This window comes from candidate division TA06 bacterium (genome assembly GCA_016208585.1).
Taxonomy (GTDB): domain Bacteria; phylum Edwardsbacteria; class AC1; order AC1; family EtOH8; genus UBA5202.
In genome coordinates this window covers 1-16,491 of the sequence record JACQXR010000044.1, presented here as the reverse complement: position 1 = coordinate 16,491, position 16,491 = coordinate 1, and the positions used below count along the sequence as shown (strand labels likewise).

Here is a 16,491-nt window from a genome sequence, read left to right as displayed (position 1 = left end):
GCCGGTTTTGGCCCGGCCGTCCCAGGAGAAATTGTTTTCACCGGCAAGCCCAGGCCGTTCCGAGAAGGAATAGACCAAATCGCCGGACATATCATAGATATTCAAACTTACTTTGCCCGGCTTGTTAAGCTGGTAAACCAACTGCGTGTTGCCACCGTAAACCATGGGATTCTCAGACCACCATACCTTTAGTGGGCTTACTGTAGCATCGCTTTTCTGGCCCAGGGCGAATACCCCCAGGTGATTTACTTGCGATAACACCGAATTGCTGTCCGTCAGCCTGCTTTTTACCGTTTGGGTCAGCCACTGATCGTGAGTCCAGTAGAACATCTCCACTCTCTGCTCGCTTATCTCCAAAGTACCATCCTGGTCGGGATCCAAATCAAAGGAAGAATAAGGAAGCGTTAACTCGGCATCCTGATTGAATATCAGGTTAGCCGGCAAAATCTGGTAGCCATGTCTAAACAAGGTCTTGGTAGCTTCAGGCGTTGCCAGGGGTGAAAAACGTTTGATAGAAATACGAACCGTCTTGTTTAAGGCGCCGACCGGCACCATTAATTTAGCTCCATCGGCCAGTTTCACCGTCCCGCCGGCAGGCCCGATATCTTTAGCCACCTCAGGAACGATGAGGTTCAAACCGGAAACCGAACTGGCGTTGGGAACTATATCCGAGGCCCAAACCGTAATTGTTACCGGACCGGAAAAAGTATTGGTCACCGCTACTTTGGCGGTATAGACCTTATCGCCGGCGGCATAATCGCCATGGGCGCCGTCGTCATACATCCTGACGCTGGTGTTACCATTGGGGCTGGTGGCATCCGCCCGAACGGTCAAAGTATCCACCTCGGTTGTAACATCCCTGATTAATGCGGTGATGGTTACAGGGTCATTAACTGTGACTGCTGTTTGTCCGTTAGGATAAATTACGGACAGGTTCTCAATGCTCGGCCCCTGGGTGTCCACCGTGAAGTTCAGCGAGGCATAACCGCCCCAGACCCTGGTGGAGTCCTGGCCATGGACATAAGCGGTATGCCGCCCCTGGCTTAACCCGCCGATGTTCAAAAAGCCCTTGACCAGAACCGAATCCGGGCCGAATGTCCCGCTTATCGCGGCGCCGGCGCCGTCATAACCCGTGTTGTCGATAAAGTATTCCGCCGCTATCACGCCGTTGGTGTCTTTAACCACTGCCGCCAGGGTGTCGTTGGCGTTCAGGATGTTGTCGTTCAGCGGGTCAAGCGCAAAGTCCACGCCGGAAGTTTTCGGCCCGCTGTTGTCCAGCCGCAAAGAAATGCTGTCGTTGGCGGTGCGGCCGGCAAAGTCCTTGGCCGTGGCTGTCGCCAGGTAATTTCCATTAGCCCGGCTGTTTACTTCGCTGATGGCGTATCTGATGGTATAGGTGTTGTCGCCGTTGTCCGCCACCTGTTCGGCTCCGGTAACATATTGATTGTCAATAGGACTGAAGTTGCAGGTCAGGTTGTAACCCGGCGCATCCAAGGCAGCCAGCAATGTTATGATCTCACCGTTGTGAAAGATATCATCCGGATTTTGTATCAACAAAGACGCCCAAACCGGAGCGGTGTTATCCACATTAAGAATTATCCCCGGGCCAACCGTTTCGATATTGGAAGGCACTGCCTTATCAAAGGCCTGGGTTTGGATGTTATACGCGCCGTCGGCTAACGGGGCGGCATTCCAATCGTAATACCAGTTGGTGTAATTGCCCGGGGTGGAAAGCGGCGCAACCAGGCGCCAGCCAAGTCCGTCGTTGCAATTGATTTTTACGCTGTCCACTCCCGCCAGATCATTGTCATCGGCAATGCCCGTTATCCTCGCTGTCCCGGTTACGGCAGCATTGTTGTCCGGGGTTAGAATAGTGGAGGTCGGAGCCTGGGTATCCTTATAAACCGCGATTGTCCACTGGTTCTGGTTGCCTTGAGACTTGTCTAAAACATAGCCCTTTGAGTCCCAACCTGGGTCATCATAGGCCCTGTCCCAAGCCGTTGTTTCAATATCATATTGGGTGCCGTCAGGATCCCCGGCCGGCACTGTCCAACTCCAGGTAAAATTCCTGGCTCTAAATGGTCCGGAAAGGGCGCCCCCTCCCCATGCAATTAGGGTTCCGGCGGGTTGGCGAAAAACTCTGATAAGAACCGAATCCACTCCGGCCAGGGCATCATAAACTGTGCCGGAGACATTGGATGTTCCACTGCTGACCCAGCCTAAATTTCGAGGGAATGTTATTACCGAGTCAGGGGCAGTTCGGTCCCTGATCATCGGCGTTTTAGAAGCAGTTGGTCCCCAGCCGGGATTATTCCAGGCAGCATCGGTGGATTCTGCCTGGGCATCAATGAAGTAGACCATTCCATCGGGGTCTCCGCCGGGAACATTGCTGGTCCGACCCATCCATTCTTCGTACCAATTGCCCCAGAAAAAATCAAGCGGCCATCCCCCTTGCCAGGCCCCTGTCCAGCCGGCTCTACGGATGCGCACTTCTCCATCGCTAACCATGTTAGCTAGATTTACTACCGACGAGTAATTGTAAAGAATGAGGTCATTCCGGAAATAGGCGGTATCCCCTTCGGCAATCGGATGGTACACATAAGGGGGGGTAACAATGGTGGTTGTGGCCGCGCCATAAACCGCATTGGAACTCAGCGCCGCCAAGCCCATTACCAGCGCCAACCATTTGCTAGAGTTCAACATCTTCATTTTTCCTCCTTGTTTTTTGTTTTGTTTGTATCATCGTTTCCCGGGATTAGCCACAGAAAGCACATAAATCACAAAAGGATTTTCTTGAATTGAATTTTTTGCGCCCTCTGTGCTTTCTGTGGCTGAATAGTAATTTATTTTTTTGCCTTCGGAAACCATTTAGGCTGGTGGAAGGTTTTTTTACTGCGACCTCACGCTCACCGGACACTCACGGTAAAGGCGTTCTTAATATCAATCGCAGTGGTGGCGGTTAAAGCGCCGTTCGCATCTAGCCATTTATTGGTATTGATGTCAACCACTATAGTAACGGTGGCATTACCGCTTACTTGAATGTTGGCAGCTGCTTCAATGGTAACACTGGCAGCGCCGCCAAAATCAATACTAGCTCCACCCCAGGTTGAACTGCTGATCCCGCTAAACTGCAGTCTAACCTTGGTATAAGTCCCGGCTTCCACGGACACGGGCGTATTCACTGCCATCTGAAGGGTAGAATCGCTCATCGTAACGGTCACCGTAGCCGGACTCCCCTGATTAAGCGTGATCCAGCTGGAGCCATTGTAGAGAGCGACCACTACCCCTTCAAACTTTATGGTGGCCCCTTTGGGAGCAGATGGGCCTTTGCCCGAGGCATCATTAGCTCCTACTTTTACCTGACCGGTAGCCGGAGAGGTTGGCTTCTCTTTGCCGCACCCAAGCAGGCTTAACGATATTAACGCCGCCAGAGACAGGGCAAAAAATCTTTTTGCCATTTTTCTTTCCTCCTTATTAGGTTTAGGTTATTTTCTACGCTTTTTCCAAGACCACGCTTGGAAAAAGTGGCCCCTTAACGGGGCAGTTATTATTTGGTACCGATGCTTAATATTTACGACAAACATGTTGTCGTTCAATTCGCAATAAGCGCCTTTTTACCATTTTTCTTTCCTCCTTATTAGGTTTTAGGTTATTTTATAATAATATAAAGCGGCTTGGTTTGTCAAGACAAAAAATGAGGTGGGAAAGCGGGCAAAGAGAACAATACTATAAGCCTGCCCAAGGCTGGTAAAGGTCTACTTTGGCATTTCACAGAGGTCTACCGGGGCATTTCAGAGGTCTACCGGGGCATTTCAGAGGTCTACCGGAGCATTTCAGAGGTCTACCGGAGCATTTCAGAGGTCTACCGGAGCATGGTAAAGGTCCACCCAAGGCTGGTACAGGTTTACCAGAGCATAGTAAATGTCTGCCGTGCCTGCACGCTTGCGCCCCGCCGTTGGCGGGGCTTCAGCGCACAGGCACGCCAAAGGTGTTACGGCCCGCAGGCGGGGCAAGGTAGAAGAATACCGGAAGATGGCAAGGGTTTGCCAATAGGAAAAGTTGCTTTTTTGTTCGCCGTAAATATTTTATCCGCGATTTTTAAAAACGCACTTTATCTCCGGCCTTGATCCCGTTTTTTTGAAACCACCCGGCATTGGCCTCAATGGCGTAAAGGGCCGGACCCTGGGATGCATACCGCGGGCCTTCGTCCAAAGGTTTCATCTTAAGAATATTGAGGATACTGCCGTCCCGGGCCACAAAGGCTATGTCCAGCGGAAGGTAGGTGTTCTTCATCCAAAAGGAAAGAGGCTGGGGATACTCAAAGACGAACAGCATCCCTTCGTCTTCGGGCAGCTGCCGGCGGTGCATCAGCCCTTTGGACCGGGATGCCTCATCTTCAGCCACTTCTACCCAAAGCACGGCCCGGCCTATGGTAAGTAGCACTTTGCCGGGTCTAGATTCCTTTGGAGTAATGTTCCCGGGCGCAGGTTCTTTCCGGCAACCGCCGCCAGCCGTCAGCAAAGCAATGGCCAGGGCGGCCAGCACCGGAGACATATTGTTTTTCATTTAAGGCCCGTTTTATTCCGCCTTGAGTTTTCGATGTCCGCCGCTAAGCTAAAGAGGAGTCCGGTTATTCATGCCTTCCCTGATAATGTTTTGCCGGATTATTGGCGGCTGGCTACCTGTTCCCATTCATTTTTGTCTCCTAAAAACAACAGGTAGTTGCCGGATCCGCTATATCCCACTATTTCAAAGCGGTAGGTCCCGGAATAGGTGAAGGTGACCCTTGGGGGCTGCCCGGTTGAAGATCCGCTCATGGTGAATATCTTATTGCCGTAAGGCGAATAGATGTACAGGTCGGCGTCCAGGGTTCCGTTAGCGCCCATGTAGACCAGGCTTTGGTAATTCCCGGCGGAGTTTATTTCGATATCAATATATATCCTCTGGCCCCGGGAAAGGCTGCCGTCCCTGTATATGTATGCCCTGCCGGGGACGGCAAACAGCAGCAACAGCAAAACTGCGGCTATCGTGATCTTCCACTTCATGGTGGGTTCTCCTTTTAAATAATTGTGATGATAGGGGCAGTGCGTTTTAGCGCAGCACCGAGATGGCTAATAGGCCCACCATCACAATCATGCTGATCAGGATCAGAGCCACGCTCCAGTTGCCCTTTTTGATCTCCTCCCATTCGTCGATATTGGTGGAAAGAGCGTCAAATACTTTGATGGCGATCCCCACCCCTAGGGCAAACCCGATAGAAGCGGTCAGGATCCAGCCCAAAGCCATGAGAAGTTTGATGATCCAGGCGCCGAACGAAAGGCTGACGTTTACCGGCCGGCCGGCCCCTTCCTGCACCACCTGGGCCTGGGCCAACAACGAGGCTGCGGCCGTTAAAAGAACCAGAGACAGCGCGGAAAGCTTTTTCATTTTTCCATCCCCTTATGTTTATGTTTAACCATTGGTTTTTGAGATTGCGTTATGTAGAGCAATTTATATGTTATATGTTACCTCTTTTAAAACAAATTGTCAAGAAGACAATTATCTTACGGCGGCAGGTAATTTCTGTCCCCGGATCTCCGTCAAGGAATTAACAACGTGGCGGCGGGGCTGCAGCGGTGGTGATATTTGAATTCCGAATTTGCCAACAGTCCAGTAAGGGGTCATAACGTCTGGTTGAAGACCACCATCCGCAGCGTGGTCATTTCCTCGATGGCGAACTTCGCCCCCTCGCGGCCCAGGCCGCTGGCCTTGTTGCCGCCGTAAGGCATGTGGTCGACCCGGTAAGAGGGAAAGTCGTTGATCATCACACCGCCGGCATTGATCCGCCTGACCGCCCGCAGCGCGCGGTTGATGTTGTCGGTAAACACTCCGGCCTGCAGCCCGTACTGGCTCTGGTCGCATAACTCAACGCCCTGCTCGAACGAATCCACTTTGACCACCACCGCCACCGGTCCGAAGACCTCCTCCTTGACGACCTTCATGTCCGGGGTGACGTCCGTCAGCGCCGTGGGATAATAGACCGGGCCGTCTGATCTGTTCCCGAACAGCAGACGCGCCCCCTGCCCGATGGCCTCATCCACCCACGAGCGGACCCGCTCCAGCTCTGCCTGCGCGATCATCGGGCCGATCTCGGTGGCTGGATCAGTTGGGTTTCCGATTTTCAGCTTGGAGGCTTGAGCGCTGAAAGAGGCGACGAAGTCGTCGTACCGGTCAGCATGCACATAGATCCGCTGGATCGAGATGCAGACCTGGCCCTGGTTATAGAACGCGCCCAGCACGCAACGTTTGGCGATGCGGCCGATGTCCCCAACCTCCCGGTCGATCACCACTCCGCTGTTGGAGCCGAGCTCCATCGTCACCCGCTTAAGCCCGGCCGCGCGGACGATTTGCTCGCCCACCGCTTTGCTTCCGGTGAAGCTGACCTTGCTGATCCGGCCGTCGCTCACCAGCGGATCGCCCACCTCGGGGCCCGTGCCCGGCAAGACGCTGATCCCGCCCTCGGGCACTCCCGCCTCCACGAACGCCCGGACCAGCGCTATCCCCGAGAGCGGGGCGGCCGAGGACGGCTTGAGGATTGCCGGACAACCCGCGGCCACGGCCGGACCCAGTTTGTGGGCAGCCAGATTCAGCGGGAAGTTGAAGGGCGAGATTGCGGCCACTGTTCCGATGGGGAACCGCTCGTAATATCCGGTGCGCCCCTCGCCCGATCTGCCGGCGTCAATCGGCAGAGTCTCGCCATGGATGCGCTTGGCTTCCTCGGAGATGTATTCGAGATTTTCCACACAGCGCTCGACCTCGGCCTTGGCGTAGCGGCAGGGTTTACCCGCCTCGCGGGCGATGGTGACAGTCAGCTCGTTTTTCTGCTGCTCGATGATCCCGGCGGCCGCGCGGATGATGGACGCCCGGCGGTGGGCCGGCAGATCGGCCATGATTTGTTTTGCCCCTTCCGCGGCCGTTATCGCCTCCTCGACTTGGGCGCGCTCGGCAACGTGGACTTCGGCGATCGTTTCACCGGTGTATTTGTCCAGCACCTTAAATCGTTTCCCTGAATCTCTTTGGCGCCCGGCAATGATCATTTTCTGAATGGCGTTCATATCGTACTGCCCTTTGTTTACATTCCCTATTTAGTTACCACTGAAGAAGACTTTTTTTCACCGAAACACACTAAAAGCACGAAAATTATAATTGGTAAAACTAATTGATTTTCAAGGCTTTACAAAAACGTTGTCAAAAATAGATTTTAGTGTATTTCGCAGCTTGCCCCGATGTAGCGGGGTGTTTAGGTGGTTTTTCAGGGAGAACTATTTATTTACGGATTTCCGTTGGGCAAAACCCAAAATCAGCCCCAGCGCTATGGCCAGCAGGGCCGCGATCACTGCCCGGAACTCTGGCGGCAGCATGAAATTGACCGATTGGACTATGGTAGAGTCTATCAAAGTATACTTGTTTGTCCCTTAGGCTCTCTTGAACAATTGTTGCACTGTCTCCCCCATCTCGGCCGGGGTCTTGGCGACTTTGATGCCGCAGGACTTCAGCACTTTGACCTTTTCGACGTAGGTGCCCTTGCCCCCGGAGATGATGGCCCCGGCGTGGCCCATCCGGCGGTCCGGCGGCGCAGTAGCCCCGGCGATGAAGGCCGCCACCGGCTTGTGGAAATTCTTTTTGATCCAGCGGGCGGTCTCTTCCTCCATCGATCCCCCGATCTCGCCGATCATCAGCACCGCCTTGGTCTGTTTGTCGGCTTGGAACAGCTCCAGCGCGTCGATGAAAGTGGTGCCGATCACCGAATCGCCCCCGATGCCCAGGCAGGTGCTCTGCCCGATGCCAAGCTTAGTAAGTTGATTTACGGCTTCGTAGGTAAGAGTACCGGAACGCGAGATCACGCCCACCGAACCTTCCTTGTGGATGGCGGCCGGCATGATGCCCACCTTGGCCTTGCCCGGCGAAATGGCCCCGGGGCAGTTGGGCCCTATCAGCCTGGTCTTTTTTCCTTGAAGATATCGCTTGATGAACAGCATGTCATTGGCCGGAACCCCCTCGGTGATGCAGACCACCAAATCCAGCCCGGCATCCACCGCCTCCAGGATGGCGTCCCGGCAGAACAGGGCCGGCACGAAGATCATCGAGGCGTTTGCCTTCTGCTTTTCCACCGCCTCGGCCACTGTGTCAAAAACCGGATATCCTTCGTGCATGGTCCCGCCCTTGCCCGGCACCACGCCGCCCACGAATTTCGTTCCGTATTCCGCGCATTTGAGGGAATGGAAAGTGCCGTGTTTGCCGGTGAAGCCCTGGCAGATCAGTCGGGTTTTCTTATCGACTAATATGGCCATGCTATTTTGCCTCCTTGACGATGTGTTGGACTGGCTTCTTAGGAACCCCGTGATCGCGCAGCAGCTGCCGTGCCTGGCATTCGTGAATGTTCATGTTGTTCCGTTAGATATATTATTGAGTGTTCTTATTCGTCCAGCATTAATTTATGGGGAGATTTTTTAAGTTTTTTCAGCTGCTCGCTTTCAATAGCGGTGATGCTTTTGCCTGGAACCGGCAGTTTTTCCGGCATGGTGCCGCCCACCCGTTCAATTGTTCCCCGGACTTCTTTTCCGACGATGAAATGGATTTCGTTGGCGGCATCAGCAGTTGCAGCTTTATCTTTTTTTAGTTTTTCTTCGGTTTGTGATATTCTGAACAAATTTGCAATCAATTCCGTGCTGCTCATAAAATCAAGAATTCGATCGGTTTTCTTAAGCCCTTTCTTTTTATGAATATCCTCCACTTTAAGTCCGCCATATAGCCCCATATAACCGGCATTCTGAAAGGCCGCATATTCTTGATCGGTAATAACTCCTGCATTGTGGGCGGATTCGGCCAACATTTGGTTCCATTGCTTGATGTCGCCCCGTATCACCAGGCGCTTGTTGTCCTCATCAAGCTGATTAAAATAGTCGGCTACTTCCTGCCGTCTTGTTTGGATAGCGAAATATGTTTGACCCAAAGCGATGACCTCTTTCCGGGGGTCGCCATTTTGAACGATCAAATAACAGGCATAGCGGGATAGTTTGAAGTCAACAACTTGTTTTATGGCAGTTTTAGGCATTGCTATCGTTTTGCTGACCCCAGCAAAATGATCGGAAACCTGATAACCACTATTTTTGCACGCCAGTATCGCCCGTTCTAATACCTTGGCAAAGTTCCTCCATTGGACGTACTCAAGTACAGGAGCAAGCTCCCGGGCATACCAGAATTCAGTGCTATCATCCGAGACATGCTTTATTGCTTCAAATGATTTATATTCTTTTGCTATTAAATTACTCAAGTTCTCGCCTTTATTTAATATAGCTTCTTCACTGTTTCTTAACCTTCTTTAGCCCTTGCTGGTTTCAAAACTGGCCATGAAATCCGGCTTGACCGGGATCCCATGGTCGCGCAGCAGCTGGCGGGCTTGGTATTCGTGAATGTTCATTCTTTTCCGTTAGGTATATTACTAAAATATTATTTTTAGCTTTATGTCACTAATGTTTAACCTGTGGCAAGCGATGTAATCTTTCTGGCCACAATTCTATTCGTGGCGTGCTTATGGGGTATTCCACTTGACATACAATCAAATATCTCTTCGGTACAATAATCTACTTCCCAATCGTGATAATGTGTGAACAGTTCTCCAGATATCCACTTTTGTGCAGTTGTTTCACTTTCCGGAGATTTCCCTATAAATGGTTTTTTAATAAATACCGAAAAGACATGCAGCCCATCAATATTTGTGTGGTTTTTATAATCGTCAAATATCTCAGATCTTTTTTCTAAAGGTATATAATGCAATACTCCCGTTGAAAATAAAATGTCATAATTATCAGTTAACCGATACTCGTTTATATCTGCTTGAAAAACATTTACAGATACTTTTGCTTCTTCTGCCATGCGTTTTGTTTTTTCAACACCATTTGCAGATAGATCAAAGGCCGTCACTTGATATCCATTTCTGGCAAAAAAGATAGCGTTCCGGCCCTCGCCACAACCAATCACAAGTAATTTAAGGGGTTTAACGGGCGGTAAGAGTTCTAATGCTTTATAGCATGTTTTTGAAGGTGTTTTCCCCCAATAAAAGCCGTTTTGTTTGTATTTGTCATCGTAATAATTCTCCATCTTATAATGTTTCCTTCCTTAAAACAATATTGTCTGATGGGTGTTGCGAAATCTATATCGTGCTTTTTATGCCACTCTGTTAGTTTCTATCCCCTTTTCAAAATCCGAAATATTCCTGAATGTCACTTCCAACTTCCTCAATAGCGCCTCCTGCGTCTTATAGCCTAAATGCGGCGTCAACGCTGTATTTTGGGCAGTCAGCAAAGGATTATCCCTGGCCGGCGGCTCGTTCCCGAACACATCCAACCCGGCGCCCGCCAGTTCTCCGTTATTCAGCGCCTTGGCCAGGGCCGCTTCATCCACCAGGCCGCCCCGGGCGGTGTTGATCAGATAGCTGGTCGGTTTTAATTCTGCGATCCGTTCCGCGTTCATTATATGCCGAGTCTCGGCACTAAGCGCCAGGTGCAGGGAAACTATGTCCGAGCCTTTTAAGAGATCCTTCAGATCGCAATAGGTACCGCCGAGTTTTTCAAACTCATCCTTTTTGCCCCGGTTATAACCCAGCAGTTTACAACCAAAGGCGGCGAACAATCTGGCCGCAGCCATCCCGGTGGCTCCGGTGCCGACTATGCCGACGGTTTTCCCTCGCAATTCCGCGCCGGACGGGAGCCCAAACCAGTTGAGCTCCGGCTGGCGGGCGTGAGCATCGGCTTTTGGTATGTTCCGCAATAAGGACAGCGCCAAGCCTACTGACAGCTCGGCCACGGAATCGGTGGAATACCCCGGCGTGTTGTAAACAGCAATTCCCTTCTCCTTGCAGGCCGCCAGGTCCACGTGGTCGTACCCGGTAAAGGAGACCGAGATCATGGCCAGCGCGCAGTTACGGATAGTCGTCCCGTCTATTGGCAGGCTGCCGGTGATCAGATATTTGGCGCTTCCTACCAGATCGGCCAGCGGTTTGCCCTCGGCCAGTTCGGAGCCCTTCCAGATCAGCACGTGACCGGGAAGTATCCCGGCAAAACGCTGCCGGACCAGTTTCCGGGGCACGCCCAGCGTCTGGATCAGTATTACCTCTAAAGGTGTCTTCATTATTTAATTTCGTTCGCCATTTCCGCATATTTGACCAGCCGGTAAGCGATAATTAAAGCATAAATCGCAGGCTTTGTAAAGAGAAAATCTTTTGCCTTATAAAATGATGTCGTGGCCTCAAATTTCAATTGACAGGCCCTGCGTTTACGTGGTATGCTTTTGGTCTAATATGAAAACGGCTGCCGTGAAACAAGCCTTTTCCCAGATAAACCCCTTCGTGGTCGACCGCAAGTCAAAATATGCGGTCACCTCTTTTGCTGTTAAAAGCGCGGAGGAATTTGAGTCCGGGATTAAAGAGCTTTTAAGGGACAAGAAATTCCGCGCCGCCGACCACAACATCGTAGCCTACCGCATCAGAGGGTGCGATGGCAAACTGCGGGAATACAAGAACGACGGCTATAATTCGCCTTCCAAGGAGACCGGGGCCGGGGTTATCATGCTGGAGATACTGCGGCAACGGAAAGCTGAGAACCTTTGCGTCGTGGTCACCCGCTGGTACGGCGGGATCCACCTGGGAGCCGACCGGTTCAAGCACGTCCGGGAGGCAACGATTGAAATACTGGAGATAGCAATATGAAAAAGATTCTACTGTCCATTTTTCTGCTGTCGGCCGCCGGGATGGCCTATGGCCAGCTTTTAGAGACCCCGGTTCCCTTTGACAGCGCCGGAAAGATCCTGGAGTGGAGCCAGAAACTTGAGACCCGGGCCGGCCTCTTTCCCGACGTGGCTGATTTCAAAAACGCTGTATTGTGGAAAGCGGATACGGTCTATATCCTTGAAGCGTCAAATGCTCATGGGAGAATACGGAAGCCCCTGACCAACAGCGGATATGACTCCCTGAGAATGAAGGTCGATAGCTTTCTCAATACTTCGGGAGCCGCGCTTGTTTTAAATCAGGAGGGGCGGGGCGCCTATCTGCTCTGGCAGATCCCGCTATCGCTGGGCTGGTATGGCCCGGCGGTGGTCTCCTTGATAGACCCGGAGCGCGGGTCAACCAAGGCCGGCCTGTATCTGACCAGCGCGGCGGCCACATATTTCATACCCTTCTTTCTCACTAAAAACAGCACTCTGACCTCCGGTCAGGAGCATATGTCCATAGCATACGGTTTCCGGGGGATTGCGGCCGGCGGAGCGCTCAGCGCTCTTTTGGGACTGGATGGCAGCCGCCCTATTTCCGGAGTAATGCTTGCCACCAGCATTTCCGGCCAGGTGGCCGGGTATAACTGGGGAAAGAGTTTTACCAAGCCGCAAGGCAGGGTCATCAGCCATTATGCCACCTTCGGCATGACCGATCTGCCTTTGTTTTTCAACGCGATTCAGGAAGACCCTGAAGAAAAATTGATGTCCGCTGCCATCCTGGCCGGTTTGGCTGGAGGGTCTTACCTGGGCTACCGTCTGGCTAAAGGTAAAAACTTTTCTGACGGCGAACCAACCATTGTGGCCACTTCGGGATGGGCGGGCATGGCCGCCGGTGCCGGATTATATCTTTGCGCATTTAGCAAGGGAGACGAAGACCTCATTAGAATTGACGCCCGCATGATGAGCACCTTCTGTTTTATGGGTAGCGCGGCCGGGCTTTATTGCGGCCACAGATACATCAAAGGTTATAATTATTCCCGGGGTGACGGTTTTATCGTAACCGGCACCGCCGCCGGCGGGGCCTTGTTCGGGGCCGGCTTCGGTTTTCTTTTCGCTCCCCATGATAATGACGTCGGTATGCTGCGCTTGATCACCGGCACCGCCACTGTCGGGATGCTCGGCGGCTATGCTCTGGGAATAAGAACTGTCCGCAACCAGGAGCACAAGCGCCTGAGCAGTTTGGAGATCAACTTTGACGGGGTGCCGCTGGGCCTGGCCCTGGCGGTCGGAAAAGTAAAAACTCAAACTTCCTGGATAACCGGAAGATTTTAGTCGCTATGTCTCAAAATAACATCATCGACACTCACGCCCACTTGACCGAGAACGATTTCAAGCGCGACCGGGACCAGGTGATAGACAGGGCCCGGCAGGCCGGGGTGGAATACATCATCAACGTCGGCTACGACCTGAAGTCCAGCTTTCAATCCGTGGAACTATCCGAAAAGTACGACTGCTGCTATGCTGCGGTGGGCATCCATCCCCATGACGCCAAGGCCCTTGATGAAAATGCGTTTAAAGAGTTGGGGAACCTGGCCAAGCACCCCAAGGTGGTGGCTATCGGAGAGACGGGCATGGATTATCACCGGAACCTGTCGCCAAAAGAAATTCAGATCGCAGCCTTTAAAAAGCAATTGGCCTGGGCGGAGACCCTGAAGCTCCCGGCGGTGGTTCACGACCGGGACGCTCATAAAGAAATTATGGATATCTTGAAAGAACGCCCCGGCCTTAAAGTGGTCCTCCATTGTTTTGCCGGGGACGCGGAAATGGCCAAAGAGGCAAAGAAGCGGGGATACCTGCTTTCGGTCGGCGGGCCGGTTACTTTCAAGAACTCCAAGCACCTGCCCGAAGTGCTGAGAACTGTGGGCATTGAGAGCCTGCTGCTGGAGACTGACTGCCCCTACCTGGCCCCGGAGCCGCACCGGGGAGCGCGCAACGAGCCGGCCTATCTGGAGATCATCGTCCGGAGAATATCGGAGCTGCTTGATCCGCTGACTTATGATGATGTCTGCCGGGCGACCACTTTGAACGCCAAAAAGTTTTTCAACATCGGTAAAATTGATCCGGCCAAGATTGCCTATCAGATCCGGAACTCGCTCTACCTCAACATCACCAACCGCTGCACCAATGCCTGCGTGTTCTGCATCCGTCAGAAGACCGATTTCATCAAGGGACACAATTTACGGCTGGAACGGGAGCCGGATCTTCAGGAAGTGATCGGCGCCATCGGCGATCCTTCAAAATACAAGGAGGTGGTCTTCTGCGGGTATGGCGAACCATTGCTGCGCCTGGATCTAGTAAAACAGGTGGCCGAGGATCTGAAAAAGAAAAAATCCCGGGTGCGCCTAAACACCAACGGCCAGGGCAACCTGATCGCCGGACGCAATGTCGTGCCGGAGCTGACCGGCCTGATAGACGAGGTCTCCATCAGTCTCAACGTCCACAGCGGCGAAGTTTACGACAAGCTTTGCCCCAGCCGCTTCGGCGGCCGGGCCTATCAGGAGGTCAAGGGTTTTGCGGTGGAATGCCGACGAGCCGGCATCAAGACCGCCGTTACCGTCTTGGACCTGCCGGGGGTGGATCTGGAAGCCGCCAGGCAGACGGCTAAAGACCTGGGGGTAGATATCCGGATCAGGCATTACGATGTGGTGGGGTGATGCTATGCCTATATCTGAAATAAATAATACGCGCCCACCAGAAAATGCACGGGATTTAGCAAAATGGTTCAATGAAGCTATTGTGGGGGAAATACAATTCCTTGAGAAAAATAGTCGCGAACAAAACTATGAGTTATTGTATGGTCAACAAATCAATTCTGGCAAAGATTATGCGACATATATATTTCATTTGGCTGACGGCACGAGGTTACCAGAGGAAGCTGATGGGAAATTATGTTATGATACATTATTTTACATTGCAGATATAATTCGCCAAGAGGGCAATACAATTGAATTGAAACTAAGTGGTTCAAACCTACCTCCAAAGATATATCGGGCAACGTTAAGTATTGATGACACCGCCCTATTAAAAAAATTATCGGAAAAGCTTTCGAAAATTGAAAACAAAGAAACAACAATAACGAACTGTGCTAATCTGGTCTTTCATCCAAAGAACGGCCCTTTAAGTGCTACAGAATCATATACCCCTAATTTATCAACCGAATTAAGGTCTGAACAAGCCGACACAATAATACGTTGCTGTAATTCGGAAATAACTTATGTTTGGGGGCCGCCCGGCACCGGGAAAACGCACTTAATAACAAATTTATTAGCCGCGTTACTTGACAAGAATGAAAGAGTCCTGATAACAAGCCATACAAAGAAGGCGGTAGATCAAGCACTATATGAAGCCATAAAAGAAGAAGGCAATAAAAGGGGAGTATTGGCCGGTCAGCAAATAATAGCTGCTTGTAAGGTGCTACGGCTTGGTGTAATTGGAGAAAGCACAAATAATTTACCAGATAATGTTGTCTTTGATAAGGCCTTAAATAATAGAACAATTGCGTGGAACGAGCAAATATCAAAAATCGAACAGGAAATAAAATTATTGACGGATAAAATCACATATGGTAAAAAATACATTAGCGAATGGGTTAAGCTTGAAGAGTATAGCGACAAAATAAACCATCTGACAAACAGGCTAACAGAAACAAACAAGACCATTCATGAATTAATAGCAGAAAAGAGCTACGATCAAGAGCTGCTAACTATCGCCAAGGATAGTCTTGAAAAAGCTGAACATTCTTGGTTTAACAAAAAATCAAAGCTTGAAAAGGCTCAAAACAGCATCGCTCAAGCAATCAAATCACGGGAAATTACTGAAGAATCCTTAAAAAAGGAATCCCAAAATAAAGATTATCATACCAATGCTATTGCTGTTCTAAATACATTGAGAGACAAGCAAGGTGCAACATGCAAAAGCCTCTTACCTAAAGAAACCTATGAAAAAGAAATAGATAGTCTGTCTTTACTGGTAAATACAGAACAAACAAAAATTAATGAGTTGAAAGATAACATACGTGCTGCATCTACTGTTCTACTAAATGAAAGCCGGGCTCTCTTTTGTACATTAACAAAAAGCTATGTGGCAAAGGAATTAGAGAATCAAGAGTTTGATGCGGTTATTATCGACGAAATATCAATGGCATTGCCTCCCCTTGTCTTTCTTGCTGCAGGTAAAGCAAAAAAACGTGTTATTTTAGTGGGTGATTTTAAGCAGTTGCCCCCGATAATACGAAGTGATACTGTAATTGGCAATACTCGCTTAAAAAATGATGTGTTTTATTTAAGCGGATTGGTAGATAGTGCGGGCAAAGTAAATGAATTAGAGCAAAAAATATTATGTAAATTAACACGCCAAAGCCGCATGCTGAAAGAAATTGCTACAGTTTCAAGATACCTTTCGTACAGAAAAGCTGGTTTAATATTAGAAGATGAGTTGGAAAAACTCGAGTATGCACAAGAAAATAGAAAACGAAGAGAACACACTAATGCTTGGCTTGATTTTTTGCCGCAATCACCTTTAGTGATAATTGATACTTCTGAGTGGCTTTGTTGCGTGAATAAGGGGTAATTTGGTATAATCGGCCGTGATTAACGAACTGAAAGGGGCCAGAAGGTGAAAACATCGCTCAACAATCAAAAAGGCATCACACATAAAACCAAGAAAAAAGCACGGTATAAAATA

At 50.6% G+C, this 16,491-nt stretch carries 14 protein-coding genes; 4 read left to right on the top strand and 10 right to left on the bottom strand.

From position 1 onward, the window contains the following. From HY768_03810 to HY768_03765, 10 genes are all read right to left on the bottom strand, one after another. Window positions 1-2,709 (bottom strand): hypothetical protein (locus HY768_03810; protein MBI4726343.1); only part of this gene is annotated, 2,709 nt, incomplete at its 3' end. Window positions 2,710-2,906: 197 nt separating this feature from the next. Further along, a complete protein-coding gene (locus tag HY768_03805; protein ID MBI4726342.1) occupies window positions 2,907-3,458 on the bottom strand; it encodes a DUF4382 domain-containing protein in 552 nt (183 codons plus the stop codon). Window positions 3,459-4,098: 640 nt separating this feature from the next. Further along, entirely contained in the window at window positions 4,099-4,566 is a 468-nt protein-coding gene (locus HY768_03800) for a DUF192 domain-containing protein (GenBank protein ID MBI4726341.1), read from the bottom strand. Between the two features lie 98 nt (window positions 4,567-4,664). Then, a complete protein-coding gene (locus tag HY768_03795) occupies window positions 4,665-5,045 on the bottom strand; it encodes a hypothetical protein (GenBank protein ID MBI4726340.1) in 381 nt (126 codons plus the stop codon). 46 nt (window positions 5,046-5,091) lie between these two features. Then, entirely contained in the window at window positions 5,092-5,427 is a 336-nt protein-coding gene (locus HY768_03790) for a DUF350 domain-containing protein (GenBank protein MBI4726339.1), read from the bottom strand. Window positions 5,428-5,660: 233 nt separating this feature from the next. Then, window positions 5,661-7,094 (bottom strand): aldehyde dehydrogenase family protein, encoded by a 1,434-nt coding sequence (locus HY768_03785; GenBank protein MBI4726338.1) that lies wholly within the window; start codon window positions 7,092-7,094, stop codon window positions 5,661-5,663. A 360-nt stretch (window positions 7,095-7,454) separates the two neighbouring features. Then, window positions 7,455-8,330, bottom strand: coding sequence for a succinate--CoA ligase subunit alpha (gene sucD / locus HY768_03780; GenBank protein MBI4726337.1), 876 nt, complete (start codon window positions 8,328-8,330; stop codon window positions 7,455-7,457). 125 nt (window positions 8,331-8,455) lie between these two features. Beyond that, on the bottom strand, window positions 8,456-9,313 hold the full coding sequence (gene dinD / locus HY768_03775) for a DNA damage-inducible protein D (GenBank protein ID MBI4726336.1): 858 nt from the start codon (window positions 9,311-9,313) through the stop codon (window positions 8,456-8,458). A 203-nt stretch (window positions 9,314-9,516) separates the two neighbouring features. Beyond that, window positions 9,517-10,140, bottom strand: a complete 624-nt coding sequence (locus HY768_03770; protein MBI4726335.1) for a methyltransferase domain-containing protein — start codon at window positions 10,138-10,140, stop codon at window positions 9,517-9,519. A gap of 66 nt (window positions 10,141-10,206) precedes the next feature. Then, window positions 10,207-11,169 (bottom strand): hydroxyacid dehydrogenase, encoded by a 963-nt coding sequence (locus tag HY768_03765; GenBank protein MBI4726334.1) that lies wholly within the window; start codon window positions 11,167-11,169, stop codon window positions 10,207-10,209. Window positions 11,170-11,353: 184 nt separating this feature from the next. Between HY768_03765 and HY768_03760 the strand changes: the two genes are divergently transcribed. From HY768_03760 to HY768_03745, 4 genes are read left to right on the top strand one after another with little or no spacing between them, the layout of a single operon-like run. Continuing rightward, a complete protein-coding gene (locus HY768_03760) occupies window positions 11,354-11,746 on the top strand; it encodes a YigZ family protein (GenBank protein ID MBI4726333.1) in 393 nt (130 codons plus the stop codon). After that, window positions 11,743-13,080 carry a hypothetical protein gene (locus HY768_03755; GenBank protein ID MBI4726332.1) on the top strand — a complete coding sequence of 446 codons (1,338 nt, stop codon included), beginning with the start codon at window positions 11,743-11,745 and terminating at the stop codon, window positions 13,078-13,080. Before HY768_03760 ends, HY768_03755 begins: the two co-directional genes overlap by 4 nt. 5 nt (window positions 13,081-13,085) lie before the next feature. After that, on the top strand, window positions 13,086-14,462 hold the full coding sequence (locus HY768_03750; GenBank protein ID MBI4726331.1) for a YchF/TatD family DNA exonuclease: 1,377 nt from the start codon (window positions 13,086-13,088) through the stop codon (window positions 14,460-14,462). A gap of 4 nt (window positions 14,463-14,466) precedes the next feature. Next, on the top strand, window positions 14,467-16,377 hold the full coding sequence (locus HY768_03745; protein MBI4726330.1) for an AAA family ATPase: 1,911 nt from the start codon (window positions 14,467-14,469) through the stop codon (window positions 16,375-16,377). Window positions 16,378-16,491 lie beyond the last annotated feature (114 nt).

What these genes read in the sequence shown, in the direction of transcription:
- HY768_03770 (MBI4726335.1), bottom strand. Translation starts at nt 10,140, where the DNA reads ATGGAGAATTATTACGATGACAAATACAAACAAAACGGCTTTTATTGG.
- HY768_03800 (MBI4726341.1), bottom strand. Translation starts at nt 4,566, where the DNA reads ATGAAAAACAATATGTCTCCGGTGCTGGCCGCCCTGGCCATTGCTTTG.
- HY768_03795 (MBI4726340.1), bottom strand. Translation starts at nt 5,045, where the DNA reads ATGAAGTGGAAGATCACGATAGCCGCAGTTTTGCTGTTGCTGCTGTTT.
- HY768_03805 (MBI4726342.1), bottom strand. Translation starts at nt 3,458, where the DNA reads ATGGCAAAAAGATTTTTTGCCCTGTCTCTGGCGGCGTTAATATCGTTA.
- HY768_03750 (MBI4726331.1), top strand. Translation starts at nt 13,086, where the DNA reads ATGTCTCAAAATAACATCATCGACACTCACGCCCACTTGACCGAGAAC.
- HY768_03785 (MBI4726338.1), bottom strand. Translation starts at nt 7,094, where the DNA reads ATGAACGCCATTCAGAAAATGATCATTGCCGGGCGCCAAAGAGATTCA.
- HY768_03745 (MBI4726330.1), top strand. Translation starts at nt 14,467, where the DNA reads ATGCCTATATCTGAAATAAATAATACGCGCCCACCAGAAAATGCACGG.
- HY768_03790 (MBI4726339.1), bottom strand. Translation starts at nt 5,427, where the DNA reads ATGAAAAAGCTTTCCGCGCTGTCTCTGGTTCTTTTAACGGCCGCAGCC.
- HY768_03765 (MBI4726334.1), bottom strand. Translation starts at nt 11,169, where the DNA reads ATGAAGACACCTTTAGAGGTAATACTGATCCAGACGCTGGGCGTGCCC.
- sucD (MBI4726337.1), bottom strand. Translation starts at nt 8,330, where the DNA reads ATGGCCATATTAGTCGATAAGAAAACCCGACTGATCTGCCAGGGCTTC.
- HY768_03755 (MBI4726332.1), top strand. Translation starts at nt 11,743, where the DNA reads ATGAAAAAGATTCTACTGTCCATTTTTCTGCTGTCGGCCGCCGGGATG.